General features: G+C 63.4%; 18 protein-coding genes. 10 read left to right on the top strand and 8 right to left on the bottom strand.

Annotated features, from left to right (window positions below; genetic code table 11):
- Positions 1–1,227, bottom strand: a complete 1,227-nt coding sequence (locus VLT15_11960; GenBank protein ID HSR45926.1) for an ABC transporter substrate-binding protein — start codon at positions 1,225–1,227, stop codon at positions 1–3.
- Between the two features lie 176 nt (positions 1,228–1,403).
- Entirely contained in the window at positions 1,404–2,867 is a 1,464-nt protein-coding gene (locus tag VLT15_11955; GenBank protein HSR45925.1) for an OmpA family protein, read from the bottom strand.
- 192 nt (positions 2,868–3,059) lie between these two features.
- Between VLT15_11955 and VLT15_11950 the strand changes: the two genes are divergently transcribed.
- A complete protein-coding gene (locus VLT15_11950) occupies positions 3,060–3,995 on the top strand; it encodes an oxidoreductase (GenBank protein ID HSR45924.1) in 936 nt (311 codons plus the stop codon).
- Here the strand turns inward: VLT15_11950 and ppk2 are convergent.
- From ppk2 to VLT15_11930, 4 genes are read right to left on the bottom strand one after another with little or no spacing between them, the layout of a single operon-like run.
- Positions 3,985–4,905 carry a polyphosphate kinase 2 gene (ppk2, locus tag VLT15_11945; GenBank protein HSR45923.1) on the bottom strand — a complete coding sequence of 307 codons (921 nt, stop codon included), beginning with the start codon at positions 4,903–4,905 and terminating at the stop codon, positions 3,985–3,987. The two genes, VLT15_11950 and ppk2, sit on opposite strands and share 11 nt — an antisense overlap.
- Positions 4,906–4,918: 13 nt before the next feature.
- Positions 4,919–5,155 (bottom strand): DUF2277 domain-containing protein, encoded by a 237-nt coding sequence (locus VLT15_11940; GenBank protein ID HSR45922.1) that lies wholly within the window; start codon positions 5,153–5,155, stop codon positions 4,919–4,921.
- A gap of 9 nt (positions 5,156–5,164) precedes the next feature.
- Positions 5,165–5,635: a M48 family metallopeptidase gene (locus VLT15_11935; GenBank protein HSR45921.1), complete on the bottom strand. Its 471-nt coding sequence runs from the start codon at positions 5,633–5,635 to the stop codon at positions 5,165–5,167.
- Entirely contained in the window at positions 5,632–6,336 is a 705-nt protein-coding gene (locus VLT15_11930) for an SDR family oxidoreductase (protein HSR45920.1), read from the bottom strand. The genes VLT15_11935 and VLT15_11930 overlap by 4 nt, the downstream gene beginning before the upstream one ends.
- A gap of 143 nt (positions 6,337–6,479) precedes the next feature.
- Between VLT15_11930 and VLT15_11925 the strand changes: the two genes are divergently transcribed.
- Positions 6,480–7,397: a YbhN family protein gene (locus VLT15_11925; GenBank protein HSR45919.1), complete on the top strand. Its 918-nt coding sequence runs from the start codon at positions 6,480–6,482 to the stop codon at positions 7,395–7,397.
- 4 nt (positions 7,398–7,401) lie between these two features.
- Here the strand turns inward: VLT15_11925 and VLT15_11920 are convergent, their stop codons facing one another.
- Entirely contained in the window at positions 7,402–8,637 is a 1,236-nt protein-coding gene (locus VLT15_11920) for an MFS transporter (GenBank protein ID HSR45918.1), read from the bottom strand.
- Positions 8,638–8,755: 118 nt separating this feature from the next.
- On the opposite strand from VLT15_11920, the gene VLT15_11915 reads away from it, so the two are divergent.
- The 6 genes from VLT15_11915 to VLT15_11890 all read left to right on the top strand — a co-directional run bounded on the left by VLT15_11915 (position 8,756) and on the right by VLT15_11890 (position 14,964).
- The gene (locus VLT15_11915) at positions 8,756–9,322 is read left to right on the top strand and encodes a hypothetical protein (GenBank protein HSR45917.1); all 567 of its coding nucleotides are present in this window, start codon (positions 8,756–8,758) and stop codon (positions 9,320–9,322) included.
- Between the two features lie 2 nt (positions 9,323–9,324).
- Positions 9,325–10,296: an ABC transporter substrate-binding protein gene (locus VLT15_11910; protein ID HSR45916.1), complete on the top strand. Its 972-nt coding sequence runs from the start codon at positions 9,325–9,327 to the stop codon at positions 10,294–10,296.
- The gene (locus tag VLT15_11905) at positions 10,293–11,330 is read left to right on the top strand and encodes an iron ABC transporter permease (GenBank protein HSR45915.1); all 1,038 of its coding nucleotides are present in this window, start codon (positions 10,293–10,295) and stop codon (positions 11,328–11,330) included. The genes VLT15_11910 and VLT15_11905 overlap by 4 nt, the downstream gene beginning before the upstream one ends.
- Positions 11,327–12,106, top strand: coding sequence for a heme ABC transporter ATP-binding protein (locus tag VLT15_11900; protein ID HSR45914.1), 780 nt, complete (start codon positions 11,327–11,329; stop codon positions 12,104–12,106). Before VLT15_11905 ends, VLT15_11900 begins: the two co-directional genes overlap by 4 nt.
- A gap of 17 nt (positions 12,107–12,123) precedes the next feature.
- Positions 12,124–13,890: an acyclic terpene utilization AtuA family protein gene (locus VLT15_11895; GenBank protein HSR45913.1), complete on the top strand. Its 1,767-nt coding sequence runs from the start codon at positions 12,124–12,126 to the stop codon at positions 13,888–13,890.
- A gap of 72 nt (positions 13,891–13,962) precedes the next feature.
- Entirely contained in the window at positions 13,963–14,964 is a 1,002-nt protein-coding gene (locus tag VLT15_11890; protein ID HSR45912.1) for an aldo/keto reductase, read from the top strand.
- A 12-nt stretch (positions 14,965–14,976) separates the two neighbouring features.
- Here VLT15_11890 and VLT15_11885 read toward each other — a convergent pair whose 3' ends face one another.
- Positions 14,977–15,423: a hypothetical protein gene (locus tag VLT15_11885; protein ID HSR45911.1), complete on the bottom strand. Its 447-nt coding sequence runs from the start codon at positions 15,421–15,423 to the stop codon at positions 14,977–14,979.
- 210 nt (positions 15,424–15,633) lie between these two features.
- Here VLT15_11885 and VLT15_11880 point away from each other — a divergent pair, with 210 nt between their 5' ends.
- Together VLT15_11880 and VLT15_11875 are read left to right on the top strand one after the other, a co-directional pair.
- Positions 15,634–16,245: an AAA family ATPase gene (locus VLT15_11880; GenBank protein HSR45910.1), complete on the top strand. Its 612-nt coding sequence runs from the start codon at positions 15,634–15,636 to the stop codon at positions 16,243–16,245.
- A 12-nt stretch (positions 16,246–16,257) separates the two neighbouring features.
- The gene (locus tag VLT15_11875) at positions 16,258–17,997 is read left to right on the top strand and encodes an ABC-F family ATP-binding cassette domain-containing protein (protein HSR45909.1); all 1,740 of its coding nucleotides are present in this window, start codon (positions 16,258–16,260) and stop codon (positions 17,995–17,997) included.
- Positions 17,998–18,255: the final 258 nt, after the last annotated feature.

Genomic DNA, 18,255 nt, shown 5'->3' with positions numbered 1-18,255 from the left:
CTAGCCGGTCGGGAAAACGAAGCAGGGTCCCTGGAAGTCGTAGTCCGCGGCGAGCGGTGATGCGGTGAATCCACGAATAGGGGAGAGGGGAGACACTGCCCCGGCCGCGAGGGTGGCTTCGAGGCCGCCCTGCGCATCGAAGAGCGCCTTGTCCGGCCTGTAGATCGCGGTAGCCCGTGTAACCGTCGATGCGGCATCTCCGCTGTAGATGTTCGAGGGCGCAAGGCCACCGTACGAAAGGGAGCCGATCCGGCCGGCTGCCGCAACGACGCCGCCGGGGGTCAGATCACCGAGTTCGGTTGCACGTTCCAGAACCGTCTTGGCCACGACGAACTCGAGGTATCCCTCTATGAGTCCGGTCGACGGGTAGCGGTCGGGGTAGGCATCGGTGAGCACTGCCACGACTTCCTGCATGCCGTCCGCCTCGGCTCCCAGCGGCAATATCAGGGTGGACATGAACATGTTGTCTGCCATGTACTCGCCGAGCGCGGTTGAGAGCAGCCGGTCGGAGAATGAGACCATCGCCACTCCCCACCGGCCCGTGTAACCCAGTTGAAGGGCCGTGCCGACGATCTCGACCAAGGAGACGGGGTCGGTAGCCATCCAGGTGTAATCGGCTCCGCTGGCGGCAATCTCTGCCGCTACCGGCCGTAGGTCCTGGCCCGGTATGACCGTTCCTTCGCCGTCGTAGACGATCTCGACTCCGAGTTGCTCGGCTGCGTAGCGCACGCCGGCGGCCGAATCGCGGCCGAAATCGTCTGGAAAGGTGACCAGAGCAATCTTCATGGCATCACCGGCGGTGGCGCCGTGCTGGTCGGCGAGGTATGAGATCGTGTTGATGGCCTCCATGCAATAGTTCGAACCGGTCTCGAGGAGGTTGCGCCCGAGTACCGGGTCAGACCATCCCGAATACCAGGTCACCGGGAGAGCAAGCAGGTTGTCCTCGACGAGGTTGGGAAGTACGGCAAGAGTCTGTTGCGACCCCGTCGAGTGGGCAAACATCACGACTCGATCCTTCAGAGCGGCGTACTTCTCCACGTGAGTCGCCAGGTCGTATCCGGTGTTGGCGATCAGCACTTCTACCTGCCGGCCACCGATGCCACCCTCGTCGTTCAGCCGGCTCCAGAAAGCAAGCTGTGCGTCTACGACATCCACAACGGTTCCCGAGAACGGGCCGGTCAAATCGGCCAGCACTCCGACGTAGATGGTTTCGTCCGTTGCGGTCACACCATCCGTCAGAGCCGGGGCTAGTACAGGATCAGGGAAGACCGGGACGGTCGTCGTCGAAACGGGGGGCGACGATGTGGTAGTCGCCCCGATCGTCGATGAGGACGAATCGGATTCCGTCCCAGTGCACGATGCGGTGAGGATAAGCATGACCAATGCTGATGACAGTCGAGTCCTCATGGTCCCACCTCGAACTCGATTCGCCGATCGGCCTCGGCGGAACCTTCGCCGGGGAACAACTCACCGTAGGAGACGACTGCCAAACGGTTGGCAGGAACACCCAGAGCGACCAGCTGCTCGAAGACCACGCCGCCTCGTTGTCTGGCGAGTTGCTCGTTGGCGTCGGCACTTCCGCTGGCGTCGGTATGGCCCGCTATGAATACCTGCAGGCCCGGCTGAGAGAGGATGATTCGTGCTGCCTCTTCCAATGCTCGTTCGCCGTCCAACGTCAGGTCCGAAGAACCGCTGAGGAACACGATCGGAGTTGCATCGAGAAGCTCCTTCAACTCCGCTCGCAGGTCCTGCTCGTTGCCGCGCAGACGCAGCCGGTTCACCACGGTCTCGGGTTCTCCGAAGTTCTCCACGATCACACGAACCTCTTCCACGAATGCGAAGTAGCCTTCCTCCAACACGCCAATCGGCACAACACCGTCGAGGTAGGCGGTTGCTCCGTCGAACGTGACGAACACACCATCGAAACCGGCATCGGTCAGAGCCGACGAAACGAGGGCATCAGGCGTTCCGGTAGGTGCGCCGACAAGAGTCGATCCGGTAGTGGGACCGACGATGAGCCTGTTGTCCACCTTCTCGATACCGGCCAGGCTCAATACGAGATCGGCGGCCGCCAGCGCATCCTCATCTGCATCGACGGTGCCGGTCAGAACGGCGACGTTGCCTCTGACGACCACAACCACCGTCGAGAATCCTGCCGCCCGGAGGACTTCACCGACGGCAGATGCGGCGTCCGCCGCAACGACGACCCGGTTCAGGACCTGTGAGACGCCGTCGATTCCGACTACCACCGTCGAGGCGAGATCGACCATCGCAGAGTCGGCGGCGCTACCCACCAGGGTGACCCGCGAACCGGCGACGATCGGTGTCACGGTGGTTATCCCGACGTCGGCCAGAGCATCGACGATCGTTTCCTCCAGGGATCTCGGCAACGTCTCAGATCGAACCGTCAGATCGACCTCTACTTCTTCCACGCCGTCTATCCCGCCGATGGCCTCGATCAGCAACTCGGCGTCTGCAGCAGTCCCGATCTCCCCGGCGACCGTGGCGACACCGTCCGAGAAACTGGTCGTGAGGTCCGGATAACCGGCGGCCGCGCTCGAAACGTTGCGCGAGATGAGAAAGTCCTGTGCGTACGGCCACGCGTATGTGTAGACCGCATATGCAGCGAAACCGGCCAGCAACACCACGATCGCCGACACCCAGGGCCATCTCTTGCGCCGCCGGGGCCGTCGCGCGACGTGGCGGCTGGATCGCAGCGCCACCAGCTCATCATGACCCAGCGGAGTCTGGTCGTTTCCCTCACCGTGTCCGGGGCCGTCGACGGCGTCCTGCGGACCCGGCCACGGATCATCGGCCGGCACCCCGGCTGTCCCATGCTCTTCAGGCCCATTGCCCTGCGGCGGCATTCAGTCGTCCTCTTCCCGCGTGTTCCAACCCCACGCCCGGACCCGGGCGCCGTCGTTGTACGGCGCCCGCCTCCCTCGATCAACGTTGATCGTAGTGAGAGCATCGGCTCCACTCCTCTTTTCTTGAGGAAGTCCATCCGTGTCAGAATGCGGGACGAAACGGGTATCGCGATGCATGCAGAGGATCACCAAGTGGCAGCTCGACAAGGCGGCTGGACTGAAGCAGACGTACCGGATCAGTCCCACAAGACGGCTGTTGTCACCGGGGCAAACTCGGGACTCGGGTTTGAAACATCACGGGTCCTCTTCCAGCGGGGAGCGCATGTGATCATGGCCGTCCGGCGGGTCGACGCAGGTCTCACCGCCGCGTCGGCGATAACCGGTCTGGCGGCGCATTCCCGGCTCAGTGTGGTCGAGTTGGACCTGGGCAACCTCGAATCGGTCCGGCGTTTCGCCCGTGCCCTCTCAGTCCATCCGACGATCGACCTCCTTGTCAACAACGCGGGCATCATGGCCGTGCCCCGGCAGAGCACCGTCGACGGGTTCGATCGGCAGCTCGGGATCAACCATCTTGGACACTTCGCTCTGACGGGCCATCTGCTGCCGCAACTGCTCGCCGATGGTGGGGGCCGGGTAGTGACGGTCAGCAGCGACATGCACCGGATGGGACAGATTCGCTTCGACGATTTGCAGGGCGCCAGACGGTACGGTCCCTGGTCGGCCTACGGCCAGTCGAAGCTGGCAAACCTGTACTTCGCCTACGAACTCGCCCGAAGAGCACGTGCAGTCGATGCTCGACTGCTCAGCATGGCCGCCCACCCGGGATACGCCGCCACGAATCTGCAGCTACGTTCGGCCCGGGAACGGGGAAAGGCTGAGAGATTCTGGAGAGGGGCGCGTCGCTTTGCCCAATCTGCCGCGCGCGGTGCCCTACCTCAGCTGCGAGCCGCTACCGACCCGGATGCGCAAACAGGCACCTACTACGGGCCGCGGCGTGGTCTGGCCGGATCTGCCACGATCGTGGAGTCGAGCAGGAGGTCCCACGATGAGAACACGGCGCGCCGGCTCTGGGAGGTCTCGGTCGACCTGACCGGAGCCGGATACGATTTCTCGTCTCTCAGTTGGTGAATCGACCGACGCGGATCCGTTGAGCCTCCATCAACTCGAGTTCGCGAGCTCCGGAGATGACGACATCGGAATCCGGCGTGAAGTCGAGGTCGGCGTTGCGCGCCTCATAGGGAACCGAGTTCAAGATCACCCGCATCGCGTTGACGCGCGCCGCTTGCTTGTCTCCCGAACGGATGATCGTCCACGGCGCGGTAGCGGTTGAAGTCTGCTTGAGCATCTCGTACTTCATGTCTGTGAAGTCGTCCCAGTGGTCTTGGGCCTGGAGGTCCACTTCGCTGAGTTTCCACTGCCGCAGCGGGTCGTTCAGGCGTCTGGCGAAGCGCCGGGCCTGTTCCTCCTTCGACACCGAGAAGTAGAGTTTGACGAGGATCGTTCCCTGACGAACGAGATCCTTCTCGAAGCCCGTGACCCCGGTCAGGAACGCCCGGTACTCGGAGTCGGTGCAGAATCCGAATATCGGCTCGACCATCGCCCGGCTGTACCAGGAGCGGTCGAACAAGACCATCTCACCGCCGGCCGGGAACTGGGTCACATAACGCTGGAAATACCATTGGGTTCGGTGCTCCTCTGTTGGCTTGCCCAAGGCGACCACGCGGTACCGCTTCTCGTTCATGTAGCGGGTGACTCTGCGAATGGTCCCACCCTTGCCGGCGGCGTCGCGGCCCTCGAACACAACGATCATGCGCTCCGCATTGGCTTCCAGATGGTTCTGGAGCTTGAGCAGCTCAACCTGATAGGGACGGAGCTGATCGTCCTTTTCGAGCTTCCTCAGAGCCTTGTCGCGTTCCTTGGTCAGAAGCTCTACCTCGTCTTCGAGCTCGTTGATCCGTCGTTCGAAGTCCGCGCGCGTGTTTCGCTCCGCGAGGGAGACAACGGTTTCGTCTTCAATATGGCGGTGTGGATCGGTCATCGGAACGGCGAGCTTACCCGACAGATCGCTCGATCCGTGTTTGGGAACTGCGGATCACTAGATCATCGAGGACTTGCTGCGTGGCGCGGGCGACCTCGTCGACGGCCGACCAGAACGCGTCATGATTGGCCTTCGACGGGTCCCGGAATCCGGTCACCTTGCGAACGTATTGCAGAGCTGCTGCCCTCGTATCTTCGCTCGTCGCGTCGGTCGTCATGGGCGGGCGGAGGGTCTTGATACTGCGACACATCTCGCCAGATTAGGCCTGCTCGGCCTTGGCTATGAGATAACCCTGCGCCCTTTCCGCCTGGGGATACTGCCGGACCAGTCGCCAAAAGGCGGGGGAGTGATTGGCTTCCTTGAGATGGGCGAGTTCGTGAACGATCACGTAGTCGAGCACCCAGCGGGGATAGTCGACGAGGCGCTCGGAAATCCGGATCTTTCGAGACGCGATCGACGCGGATCCCCAGCGCGTTGTCTGGCGGGCGGACCACTCGATGGAGGCGGGTTGGGGAAGCCCGAAGCGCCCGGCCAGCCTCGAGGCTCGGGCCACCAAGTCGGGATGGCGAGAATCGGCCCGGTTCAGAACCCGCCGCTGCATCTCCACCACCCAATGTTCCTCTTCAACAGAGCTCATACCGGCAGGAATTGCCACGCGCAGGACGCCATCGACCACCCGGGCCTGAACCGTCTTGTGGCGGCGTTCGCTGCGGACTACCTGGACTCTCACAGGGACCTGGACATCCCTCCATCGACGCGCACGTTCTGACCGGTGATGTAGGAGGCATCGTCCGACAGGAGAAACGCTACTGTTTTGGCGACTTCCGACACACGTCCGTACCTTCCGGTCGGGATACGGGCGGTGTGCTCGGCGGATTGCGGGTAACTGTCGATGAAGCCGGGAAGTATGTTGTTCATCCGGATCCCGTCGGCCGCGTACTGGTCGGAGAACAGCTTCGTGAAAGCTGCGAGCGCCGCCCGGAGGCTGCTGGACACCGGAAAGGCCCCCTCGGGCTCGAGTGCAGCGAAGGTTGAGATGTTGACGATGCTGCCTCCCTCGTTGGCCAGCATGATCGGCGTGACGAGACGCGCCATCCGCACCACATTCAGAACAACGAGGTCGAGCCCGAAATGCCAGTCCCCGTCTGTGATCTCGAGAAGCGGACCTTTCGGCGGATGACCTGTGTTGTTGACCACGCAGTCGACCCGCCCGTATCTGTCCAGTGTCTCGTTCACCAGCGCCTCCAGGTGGGCCGGTTCGGTAACCGACCCGGTACGGCCGAGGCCGCCCAGTTCACCGGCGAGTGCCTCCGCTCCACCCCCGTCCGACATCAGGGCCAGCCGAAAACCTCCCTGATGAAGCTCCCGAGCGATGGCCGCGCCCATTCCGCGGCCGGCGGCGGTGACGACTGCGACACGTTGATCAGTCATGAGTCTCCTGCTTGGTGGACTCCACAATACCGGTGGCGCCGGACGGTCTCACGTTGTGAAAGAATGGATGGTCGATGACTGAATCGACCGCAGGCGCTGAAACGAGCAAAGAGTCAGGGAGATTCACACGCCGCTCTCCCTCGATGACGGCCGGAATAATCGCGATCGCCTTCGTGGTGTACGTAGCTGCTCTCGTTCTGGCTGTTCGTCGATGGCAGCTACCCGACGTCGGCTGGAGAGAGGCAGCCTTGCTCTTGATCGCCGTCGCTTTCGAGATTATGGCCAAGTTTGTGTTTGCAGAACTGTTTCGTGCCGGCTCGATTCGTGCCGGACACCCGGTCAGTCGTTCGGGGGCCATCAAGGCCGCACTCACCGGATCCGCAGTGGCCCGCGTCATCCCGGCCGGTGGCACACTCACCCCGACCACGATGGCGTGGGCGGTCCGATCTGAAGACGACAAGATGGCCGGCGTCGCGCTGCGCGTCACTCTCCTGACCTACGGAGGTCTCCTGGCGATGACCGGTGGTGCGGTGCTGTGGGGAACATCGACGGGGCGGCATCCCCTGCTGTTCGCCGGTGAGGTCGCCGTCGGCATTCTGCTCATCCTCGGCGGCATCTTCATCTTCGCCGGCAGCCCGTGGCTCGACAGGATCGTCGATCGTTTCCCCAGGCTGATTCGCGCACATTTTGCAGCAACGGCCAGCGGCGGGAGGCTGCTGACGAGAGAGGTGGGCCTGGTTGTGGCCCGCATCGCAGGCGAAGCCGGCGTGCTATGGGGATCCCTGCAGGCGCTCGGCATCCACCTGACCCCCAGCGAGGCGCTGGTCACCTACGGCATCTCCGCGATACTCGGGGGCCTGCCGGCCCTGCCCGGGGGACTGGTACTGGTCGAAGGTGGACTCATCGGCATTCTCACCGCCTACGGTTTCGGCGCGGGAGCCGTCATCGCCCCAGTGCTCATCTACCGGGTGATCGACTACTGGATCCCGGCAGGCGTAGGCCTGGCCACGTGGGCGCTGATCGCCGGCAACCGGACCAGAGCGGCCACTCCACGCGAGTGATCACCTACCCGATGGGGTCGGAGACTGCTCCTTCTCGTCTCGCCAGAACCAGGAATGGGATGGCCGCTACCTGGATCAGAGCCGCGGCGCCGTACGACACCGAGTAACTCCATATATCCGCGAAACGTCCCAGCAGAGGCTGCGCCCCGACCCCACCGGCCGAACCCATGAGCGCGTCGAAGGAGAGAACCGTGGCCCGTTGCTCGGAGGAAATGAGTCCGTTCAGGTAGGCCTGGCGCAGCGGGGTCGTCGCCGATTGCGTGAGCGCCCAAACCACGAGGAGGACGATCGCCGCCCAGAAGCTGTTCGCCCAGCCGATGAGCAGGAGTGCCACCGTCGTGATGACCCCTCCCACGATGAGGGCATGTGTTCGGCGTGCGAACAGGCGCCTGACGACCGGGACCATCATTCCACCGACGATCTGAGCACCGGCAACGATGGCGGCAGCCAATCCCGCTATACCGTACGCCCGGTCGTCGCCGTACAGCTCCAGCAGATACGGCTGCATGGCATAGAACGCGTATGCGGACACTCCCATCGAGAAGGGGGCGGCCAGCATCACCCAGCGAACGGGCGGATGGCGAAGTCCGGCGTCGACAGAGGCCCGCAACAACCTCCTTGCCTCCGCGACCGGTCCCAACTCGGAACTCGGCGAGAAACCCACATCCTTCATGAGAACGAAGGCGGCCCCCAGGGTGATCAGCAGCATGAACGCCCGAATCAAATACGGGACGCCGAGGTTCGTAACCTGGGCGATGAAACCGCCGGCGACCGAACCGGCCAGCATCGCCACTCCGGCAGTCGACTGTCCTTTGGCGAATACCGTCTCCAGTTCGCCACCGAATCCGGTGAACCTCAATGCATCGACAAGCCAGGCCTCGACCGCGCCGGAGAAGAACGTGAAACCCAGGCCGATCGCAGCCGAAGCGATCGCCCAACCCCAGAAGGGGGCCTGCTGCTGCCACATGAACAGATAGAGCAGCGTCGATGAGAGAAGAGTCAACGCGCCGAGCAGGTAGGACAAACGTCGCCCGCGTGTGTCTGCGATCACGCCGGTCGGTATCTCGAAAACGACCTGACCGGCTGTGAAGAAGGCATTGGCCGCGAAGGCTTCGGCATTGCTGAGGCCGGCATCGAGCAGGAACAGCGTGTTGACTCCCCAGATGAACGACGCCGATAGAGTCGACAGCAGAGTGAGCACCAGGTAGGTGCGTTGTATCCGCCGGGCTCCGTCGTTCATCGCCGGGCGACACTATCACAGCGCGTGTTCTCGCCCCCGTTCGGCCCACCCGGCGCGGTTTCGACTCGCCGTCGAAGGCTTTTGGGCAGAGAATCCGGTGTTCAACTCGGAGGTATCTTTGAAACGATTCACGACACTGCTCATCGTTGTTGCTCTGTTGGCCACAGCCTGCGGCGGCGGTTCTGAACCGGATGCTTCCGCAGACACGACATCGACTGTGCCGAGTACGACCACGACGATTGCGCCGACGACCACGACCACCGCGCCGCCCACCACCACAACCACGGCCGAGGCGCCCACCACGACCACGACCACCGTCGCCGGAATCGTCCCCGGTGAAGACGCAGACGTCGATGCCATCGTCCTGGCCTATCAAATCGCCTTCGACAGCGTGTCCGATTTCGAGACCAAAGCCGCGTATATCGATGATCCGACCGGCCTCGAGGATACCGTTGCCCTGTACCTGGTGACCGGCGAATCAATGGGAGGCATCGGCGTAGTGGTCAAGGAAGTCACCGTCGATGGCTCCACCGCCACCCTCGTCTACGACCTCCTTTTCAACAACAATCCGACCTACCCGGACCTCACCGGGCGGGCCGTGTTGACCGAGGCGGGCTGGCAAGTGCCCCGCGGCGCCTTCTGCTCCTTGATGTCTTCTGCGCGCGTCGGATGTCCCAGTAGCTGAGGATGCCGCGACGACTGGCCCTCGGACTGGTGCTGTTGGCGACAGCCTGCAGTTCCTCCGGCCAAGCCGAAGACACCCAGCCCGTCCCTCCGACGTCATCACCATCGGTGGAGACAACGACCACCGTTGCGGCGACGCGAACCTTTGTCGGGATCGACGGCGTCGAGTCGACGATCACCGACACCAGTCGGATAGTGACGCTGAGCGGTGACCTCACAGAAGTGGTCTTCGCACTCGGTTTCGGTTCGTCCGTCGTCGCCACCGATGTGACCACCGTTCATCCCGCCGAAGCCGTCGGGCTCCCGATCGTCGGCGTCGGCAGATTCCTGACGGCAGAAGGTGTCCTGGGCGAAGCTCCGACGCTCGTACTGGGCGACACTCAAACCTCTCCATTGGAGACGATCGAGCAGATACGCTCGGCCGGAGTTCCGGTGGTCATTCTGGATGTGCCGACCACATTCGAAGGCCTGTACCAGAAGCTGGAGCAGATCGGGGTCGTGCTCGGAGTCGCCGAGGAGGCGCGATCGCTGGCGGCCGATGTCAGATCCTCCATCGAGGCGACGCTCGCAGAGGCTCCGCGCTACGACCCGCAGCCTCGCATTGCTTTCGTGTACAGCCGCGGCCCCGACGTGATGCTGTTGTTCGGATCAGAGATGACGACCCAACCGCTGATCGAAGCAGTAGGTGGAGTGGATGTCGGAGCTGGGGCGGGTGTGGTCGGAACGGTGTCGGTCACCCCGGAAGCCATGGTTGCCGCCTCGCCGGACGTGATAATCATCACAAGTGAAGGCCTGGAAGCTCTGGGTGGAATAGACGGACTCCTGACTCTTCCCGGCTTCGCAGAGACCCCGGCGGGGAGGGATCGAAGGATCCTGGATTACCCCGAGGGCGACATCCTCACCTTCGGTCCGAGAATCGCGGATACGCTCCGGGAACTGGTTATCGACCTCCAGCTACAGCTCGACGATTCGTGACGGCTTCGAAGACCACCACTCAGAGGGCGGCCAGGCGGCGCACAACGCTGATCGGGCTCTCCGTGTTCCTGGTCGTCCTCTTCCTGCTCGGAATGCTTGCCGGCGCGGTCCCGGTTGGATTCCCCGACCTGCTCCACATGCTGGGAAGGCGTCTCGGACTTTCCGACGATCCCGAACGGCTCACCGACTCCGTGTTGTGGGCCATCCGCCTGCCCCGAGTTCTCGCCGGAGCCCTGGTCGGCGCAGCCCTGGGCGTGACCGGTGCCGCCCTCCAGGGAACGTTTCGCAACCACATGGCCGATCCGCATCTCACCGGCCTCGCTCCGGCGGCGGGCCTCGGAGCGGTCACGGGTATCGCGATCACGCCTGCCGGGGGAAGCCCGGTCATCATGATGCTGTCGGCGGCCCTCGCCGGTGCCGCGGTAGCCCTCTTGATGAGGAGAATCGCCCAGCAAGTCCTCGAAACGACCCAGTTCTTGCTGGTCGGCCTGGCCCTGGGGCTGGGCATGTTGGCCTGGCTGGGGGCGATCGTCCTCGCCTGGGATAGCCCGCGTGTTCCAACATTCACATTCTGGGTGTTCGGCGGCCTCTCCGGTGCGACCTGGACATCATTGGCCGCCGCAACGCCCCTCGTTCTGATCGCTCTACTTGCCCTGTTCGTGATGGCGAGACCACTCGACCTGCTGGCACTCGGCGACTCCGAGGCGAGACACCTCGGTGTAGACGTCGATCGCGTCGTCCGATTGGTCCTGATCGCTTCAGGGATTGGAATCGGCGGCGCAGTCGGACTCGGGGGAGTCATCGGATTCGTAGGTCTGGTCGTCCCACTGGTCCTCCGGCGCTGGGTGGGGCCGGCTCACCGCTGGCTACTCGTGTTGTCGGCCGTCGGTGGAGCGGCCCTGGTGGTCGCCGTCGACACTCTGGCCAGAACGGCGGCCGCTCCCATCGAGATTCCCGTGGGTCTGCTCACGGCCATCGTCGGTGCTCCCGTCTTCGTCTGGTTTCTGATTCGTGCCGGAAGGTCGCTGTCATGAGTCCGGCATTGAGAATCGAGGGAGCAGGGTTTCGCGTCGGGGACAGGGTGCTGCTCGATCGGGTTACCTTGACCGCCGATGTAGGGGAGATTCTCGCGATCGTCGGGCCGAACGGCGCCGGAAAGACCACCCTGCTGCGCATCGCGGCGGGCGACCTGTCGCCAACCTCCGGTCGGGCGATGATCAACGAACACGACGCCGCCACGACCACGTTGCAGGAAATGTCTCGGCTGCGGGCCTATCTGGGCCCGCAGGGGGTGGCGGACAATCCATTCGCGGTGCGTGACGTGGTGGCAATGGGCCGCCATCCCTACCGGAGAGCGCAAATCGATCGACTCGAACACGATCAAGTCGTCGAGGAATCCATGAACAGCACCGACGTGGCACACCTCGCTACCAGGCCCGTCGCCAGCCTGTCGACGGGTGAGCGGCAACGGGTCGGCCTCGCCCGGGTGTTGGCCCAGGACACCCTCGTTGTCCTTCTGGACGAGCCGACTTCGGCGCTGGACATCGGACACCAGGAAGCCGTTATGCGTCTCCTGCGCACGACGGCCGCAGGAGGCACCGCGGTGTTGGCGGTCCTCCACGATCTCAATCTGGCCGCGGCACACGCGGATCGGATCATCCTGCTCGACGGCGGCCGTGTTCGGACCTCCGGTTCCCCCGAGGAGGTGCTGAGAAGCGATATCCTCTCTGATGTCTACAAGCAGCGGATGCGGGTCATTCCGCACCCGGATCGAGATTGTCCACTCGTCCTGACGCTCGACGACGAGTGAAGGGAGCGCGCATACCGATGTCCAAACGTCCCATCCGCATCGCGAACATCTCGGGCTTCTTCGGCGACCGGCCTGCCGCTCTGCGAGAACAGATCGAAGGTGGCGATGTTGACGTGCTCAGCGGCGACTACCTGGCCGAGTTGACGATGCTGATCCTGGCGAAGACGAGGACGCGCCGGCCGGATGGGGGCTACGCACGCAGTTTCGTGGAGGCATTGGACGATGTCCTTCCTCTGGTGATCGAACGGGGCATCAAGGTAGTGGTCAATGCCGGAGGACTCGATCCACGGGGGGCCGCCGAGGCGATTCGTCGATCTCTCGAGGCGCAGGGCCTCGTTGCCGGGGTGGCCTCGATAGCCGGAGATGATTTGATGAATCGGCTTGGTTCGCTTCAAGCGGGCGGCGAGACCTTCACCAATCTTCAAACCGGAGAGCCGTTGGGGCGGCTGGCGTCCGAACTGGTCACGGCGAACGCCTATATGGGCGGCTGGGGAATCACCCGTGCATTGCACGAAGGCGCCGACATCGTCATCACGGGTCGTGTCGCCGATGCCTCGGTCGTATCCGGCCCGGCCGCCTGGTGGCATGGTTGGGATCGCCACGACTACGACCGACTGGCCGGCGCGGTAGCCGCAGGCCACGTCGTCGAGTGCGGCATGCAAGCAACCGGAGGCAACTACGCCTTCTTCAGCGACATAGGGGACATGACGTATCCGGCTTTTCCCTGGGCGGAGGTCGCAGACGACGGAAGCTCCGTGATCGGCAAGCATGACGGGACCGGCGGCGAGGTCTCCGTCGGCACCGTCGTCAGCCAGTTGTTGTATGAGATCGGCCCGCCGGCCTACGCGGCGCCCGATGTGGTGGCTCGCTTCGACACTGCACAGCTCCGCCAGGTGGGCCCCGACCGTGTGGCGATATCGGGTGTCCGCGGCGAACCCCCTCCACAAACACTGAAAGTGGCGGCCTCTACGGTGGGCGGCTACCGGAACTCGATGCTGTTCGGGCTGACAGGATTGAACGCCGAGGCCAAGGCAAAGACCATCTCAGACCAGGTCTGGCGGGTTCTACCGTGGACGCGGGAAGACTACGACGGGGTCGACGAGGCCTTGATCGGCGTCGGCTCCGAGGACCCCACCTCGAATGAGGAAGCCACGAGCTTTTGGCGTATGGCGGTGAAGTCGCGCGACGAAGAACGCGTCGGACGGGCCTTCTCGAACGCGGCAGTCAGCGTGCTGCTGGGCTCAGTACCCGGTTTGTTCATCGTGCATCCGCCGAGTCCCGCCACACCGTTCGCCAGATACTGGCCGACGACGGTCGACCGTTCGGTTATCGTCGAACAGGTCGAGCTGGACGGCCGAACGTTCGAGATCGAGGAGACGGTGCCCGGCGAGCGGGAACCGGTCACGCCGGATCCGATCGACATTCCGTCGGTGCCATCCGGCCCGACGAGGAGGGCCCCTCTCGGCAGCATCCTCGGAGCGCGCTCCGGAGACAAGGGCGGAATCGGCAACATCGGCGTGTTTGCCAGGAGTGCACTCGCCTATGCGTGGATGGCAGAGACGCTGTCGGTGGAGCGCTTGCGGGTGTTGATGCCCGATGTCGCACACCTGGAGATCGACAGGTACGAGCTTCCCAATATCTGGTCACTGAATTTCCTGGTCCACGGGATTCTGGGCGAAGGCGTCAACTCTTCACTTCGGTTGGACGGTCAGGCCAAGGGTCTGGGTGAGTATCTGCGGGCCTGCCAAATGGAGGTTCCGGAACTCCTCCTCAACGCCCATTAGCTTTCTCAGCAATACTGGTGATGCTGGAGATGCAGAGTATTGCCGAGAATGACGTCCGATTAGCCTCGGACCATGCGATACACACGACTCGGACACTCAGGACTAGAGGTCTCCCGGATCACGCTCGGATGTATGAGCTACGGAACGCCCGAATGGCGCCCGTGGGTTCTCGATGCCGACGCGGCCAAACCGTTCTTCCGCCGCGCCGTCGAGCTCGGGATCAATGTGTTCGACACGGCAGACATGTACTCGAAAGGCGCCAGCGAGGAGGTCACCGGTCGGTGGCTCAAGGAGTTCGCCAACCGGGATGAGATCGTCGTAGCCACCAAGGTCTATTTCCCGCATTCCGATGGGCCGAATCGCTCGGGCCTATCCCGCAAACACATTCAACAGGCCGCGGAACTGAGCCTGCAGCGGCTGGGGATCGAAACAATCGATCTGTATCAGATCCACAGGTTGGACCATCTCACTCCCATCGAAGAGACCCTGGCGGCCCTCAGCAATCTCGTCGAACAGGGCAAGGTCCGGTACATCGGTGCAAGTTCCATGTATGCATACGAGCTGATGCGGGCGCTGTCAGTGTCCGAGCGGAACGGTTGGGCCAAGTTCGTCTCGATGCAGAACCATTACAACCTCATCTACCGCGAAGAGGAGCGTGAGATGCTGCCCCTGTGCCGCGAAGAGGGGATAGGCGTCATGCCTTGGTCTCCGCTGGCCAGGGGCATGCTGGCCGGCACCAGAACGACCCTGGGAGACAATTCCACCCTGCGATCGTCGACCGACCAGGTCGACCAGATCTTCTACACCGACTCGGCGGATTGGGACGTCGTCGAGGCGGTCAGGTCGGTGGCGGGGGAGCGGGGTCAATCTCCGGCAAAGATCGCCCTGGCGTGGCTGCTCGCCAACCCGGTCGTTTCGTCGCCCATCGTTGGGGCAACGAAGCTGGCTCATCTCGAGGATGCCGTCGCCGCCCTCGACATCGACCTCAGCAACGAGGAGATGTCCATTCTCGAGGCACCGTACAGGCCGCACGCAGTTTCCGGCCTTACTCCACCGAATCTGGCGAAGAAGTGAAGGGCGATCGGGTCACCGTCGCTTCCGCAGCCATCGGCGCCACCTGGGCGTGTACTCATCGATGATCTGGTCGGCGCTGTCTTGAAGCTGTTCGTTCTCCATTGAGCGGGCCTCGAACTCGATCAGGAGCGCATCGCGTTCGGCGGCGATCGCCGGAGACAGAAACTCCTCCTCGATGCGCAGCAAGAGCGAGCGCGCTCTAGGCAGGTCAAAACCATCGAGGGCCGTACGGGCTTCGGCCAGCCGGCGCCCGTTCGCCTCCGTCTTCCGGCGCCTCCATGCGCGCGCCCCTTGAAGATGCAGCAATGCGGCGCTGGCCAGATCGTCGGACAGCAAGCCGAGTAGCCGTTCGGTCTCGGGGTCGCCGTCGATCTCGAGGAGTGCCCGGTGATCGTGTTGTCGCGCCAGCACGAGGATCCGCCGATTCAGCTCCCGTGCGACGTCCTGTTCGATACTCATACGATCAGCGAGCCTAATGCCGAGTCCGATCGTAGAGGGGCCAAGCCCAGGGTCCCCGGAAGGCGAGGGGCCAAGCCGGCTGCGGCGAGCACACCCGCAACGTGCCTCTTGCTCCCGGTTCGGATGAAGCCGGCGTGATGCAGCGCTTTCGCGCCTTTGGGTAGAGCGGTGGTTCACAGTACCGTGCCTGTGTTCTCGAACTGGAAACCTATGTCCAAACCTTCCAAGATCGCCTTCATCGGATCGCACTCGGTCAGAAAGACGAACGCCGTGCACTCCTTCGCGGGTGCAGTGGGCCGCAGCGGCCGCAGCGTAGAGGTCGGGCGCGAAGTAATCCGATTCAACCCGCTCGGTCTCAATGAAGGAGCGACGCCCGAAGCCCAGCTGTGGGTGATCATGGCGCAGATTCAACAGGAACTCGAACTGCGCAACCGCGCCGAGGTATTGGTCACCGATCGAGCCGTGATCGACAATTTCGCATACTTCCTTCGAGCAACCGGCGGAGAGGACCCTTTCGATATCAAGCCGCTGGTCCGGAAGTGGTGCGAAACATACGATCTCTTTGTGAGGTTGCTCCCGGACGTACCGCTCAAGATCGACGGGGTTCGCAGCACCAACACCAGGTTCCGCAACGAGATCGAAACGATACTCGATGCCATTCTTCCCAACTATGTGCCGATGGAGAGACTGGTCACCATCCGGGCGTCGGAGGTCACCGACACCTTCGACTGGGCTTCTCTGGTGGAACAACTCGTCGGACCTCCCGAAGCCGGCGAAGCGACCGCCAGGCCGGTAACGATCATTCCCACGCTCTGGGACTGACAAAGCCGATTCATGCACCTGCTCAGCCTGGAAGGAATCTCGAAGGCGTATCCGGAGAAGCCGGTTCTGTCCGGCGTCTCGCTGGGCATCTCCGCCGGGGAGCATATCGGGGTCATCGGTCGAAACGGCTCCGGCAAGTCGACCCTGCTGGCCATCATCGGCGGCACGGTCGAGCCGGACGATGGTTCCATGGTTCGTGCCAGGGGTCTGCGAATTGCCCACCTGGAGCAGGATCCGGCCTTCCGTGCCGACGCGACGGTCGGCGAAATCGTAGGCAACGATCGGGCCGCAGTAGCTCTGGCACACCGCCTCGGGTTGACGGACGCCGAGTCGCCCTGGTCTGCTTTGTCCGGCGGGCAGCGCAAGCGCCTGGCTCTGGCTCTGGCTTTGTCGGCAGATTGCGATCTTCTCATTCTCGACGAGCCGACCAACCATCTCGATGTCGATCTGATCGACTGGCTGGAGGATCACCTGCGCGCACGCTCCGCGGCATTGCTCATGGTCACTCACGATCGATTCCTCCTCGACAGCGTTGCCGACCGCATCGTCGAAATCCACGAAGGCGCCCTCTTCTCACACCAGGGGAGTTACGAGGAATACCTCGAGGCGGCCGTCAACCGTGACCTCCACGAGTCTGCGGTCGAGCATCGGCTTCGGCAACGGATCAAAACCGAACTGGCCTGGTTGCAGCGTTCCCCGAAGGCACGTACGACCAAGTCGCGTGCCCGTGTCTCCCAGGCCCGGGACCTGATCGCCGGGCAACGCCGGCAGGTGCGCCGAGACCTGTCGATCGAACTGCCCGCCCGCCGGCTCGGAGCCCGGGTGGTCGAACTCCACGATGCGGGAAAGAGATACGGGGACCAATGGGTACTGAGACACGTGGAGCTCAAGCTTGCGCCTGACGCCAGAATCGGCATCGTCGGCCCGAATGCGGCCGGCAAGACCACCCTGCTCAACCTGATAGCCGGGCGGATTCAACCGGACGAGGGGAGGGTGGCCGTCGGCTCAACTGTTCACTGTGGGTGGTACGGCCAGGACCCTCGCCCAATCTCCCCTCGAACACGGGTCCACGCGGCTGTTCGGGAACATCGCGACGAGGTCTTGCTCGAGAGCGGGATCCGGGTGTCCGCCGCGCAGCTGCTCGAGCGGTTTCAGTTCAGCAGAGAGCAGCAACAAGCGGAGGTCGGTGACCTCTCCGGTGGTGAGCGGCGCAGACTCGAGCTCATGCTGAGCCTGATGGAAGCCCCCAACCTGCTCCTTCTCGATGAACCCACGAATGACCTGGACATCGACACCCTCAACACCCTGGAGGAGTACCTCGACGGTTGGAACGGTGCCGTAGTCGTGGCCAGTCACGACCGATACTTCCTCGACAGGACCTGCACCGACATCGTCTCCATCGAGTCGGACGGCTCGGTGGTCCACCATCCCGGCGGATGGGCGGCATACCGGTCGGCCGCCGCCAAGACCCGGGAGGCGCCCAGACCGGCCACCGGGTCGAAACGAATCCGCCAGGCACCCAGGGGTCTCTCATACAAGGAACGCCTGGAACTCGAACGCCTCGAGGAGATCATCCCGCTTCTCGAAGCCGAACGGGATCAACTGCTGGGAAGCGTGGATGAGGGAGCAGGGGACTATCAGCACTTCGCTGATCTGTCGATCCGACTGGCCGCCGCGGTCGACGCGCTGGAGCAGGCCGAAAGCCGCTGGCTCGAGCTCACCGAGACCGCAGAGCGCCTGGAGCAGCAGTGAGGGCGGTGCACTGGTGGACCAGGGTGAATTCGGGCCGATTCCGAGTTACTTGACATAACGATGATTATGGGCGCTTGCTTAGAAGAGTGGAAGCGCCGATCACATCGAGCCGGAGCGCTCGGCCCGCAACCACCAGGCGAGGCCGGTGGCTTCCCATGGCCCGTTATGTACTCTGGACCGGAGCACTGTGTCTTGAATTCGGATCTCCGATGATCCGAACCGAGGCGGTCCTGGTCGTCGCGCGACCGCTCTTCCGGG

Source organism: Acidimicrobiia bacterium, from assembly GCA_035471805.1.
Classification (GTDB): Bacteria; Actinomycetota; Acidimicrobiia; order Spongiisociales; family JAHEDJ01; genus JAHEDJ01.
This window is presented reverse-complemented; position numbering and strand designations above follow the sequence as displayed.

Coding starts and splice junctions, on each gene's coding strand:
- VLT15_11955 (HSR45925.1), bottom strand. CDS start 2,867: ATGCCGCCGCAGGGCAATGGGCCTGAAGAGCATGGGACAGCCGGGGTG.
- ppk2 (HSR45923.1), bottom strand. CDS start 4,905: ATGACCGATCCACACCGCCATATTGAAGACGAAACCGTTGTCTCCCTC.
- VLT15_11940 (HSR45922.1), bottom strand. CDS start 5,155: ATGTGTCGCAGTATCAAGACCCTCCGCCCGCCCATGACGACCGACGCG.
- VLT15_11930 (HSR45920.1), bottom strand. CDS start 6,336: ATGACTGATCAACGTGTCGCAGTCGTCACCGCCGCCGGCCGCGGAATG.
- VLT15_11925 (HSR45919.1), top strand. CDS start 6,480: ATGACGGCCGGAATAATCGCGATCGCCTTCGTGGTGTACGTAGCTGCT.
- VLT15_11920 (HSR45918.1), bottom strand. CDS start 8,637: ATGAACGACGGAGCCCGGCGGATACAACGCACCTACCTGGTGCTCACT.
- VLT15_11910 (HSR45916.1), top strand. CDS start 9,325: ATGCCGCGACGACTGGCCCTCGGACTGGTGCTGTTGGCGACAGCCTGC.
- VLT15_11900 (HSR45914.1), top strand. CDS start 11,327: ATGAGTCCGGCATTGAGAATCGAGGGAGCAGGGTTTCGCGTCGGGGAC.
- VLT15_11895 (HSR45913.1), top strand. CDS start 12,124: ATGTCCAAACGTCCCATCCGCATCGCGAACATCTCGGGCTTCTTCGGC.
- VLT15_11890 (HSR45912.1), top strand. CDS start 13,963: ATGCGATACACACGACTCGGACACTCAGGACTAGAGGTCTCCCGGATC.
- VLT15_11885 (HSR45911.1), bottom strand. CDS start 15,423: ATGAGTATCGAACAGGACGTCGCACGGGAGCTGAATCGGCGGATCCTC.
- VLT15_11880 (HSR45910.1), top strand. CDS start 15,634: ATGTCCAAACCTTCCAAGATCGCCTTCATCGGATCGCACTCGGTCAGA.
- VLT15_11875 (HSR45909.1), top strand. CDS start 16,258: ATGCACCTGCTCAGCCTGGAAGGAATCTCGAAGGCGTATCCGGAGAAG.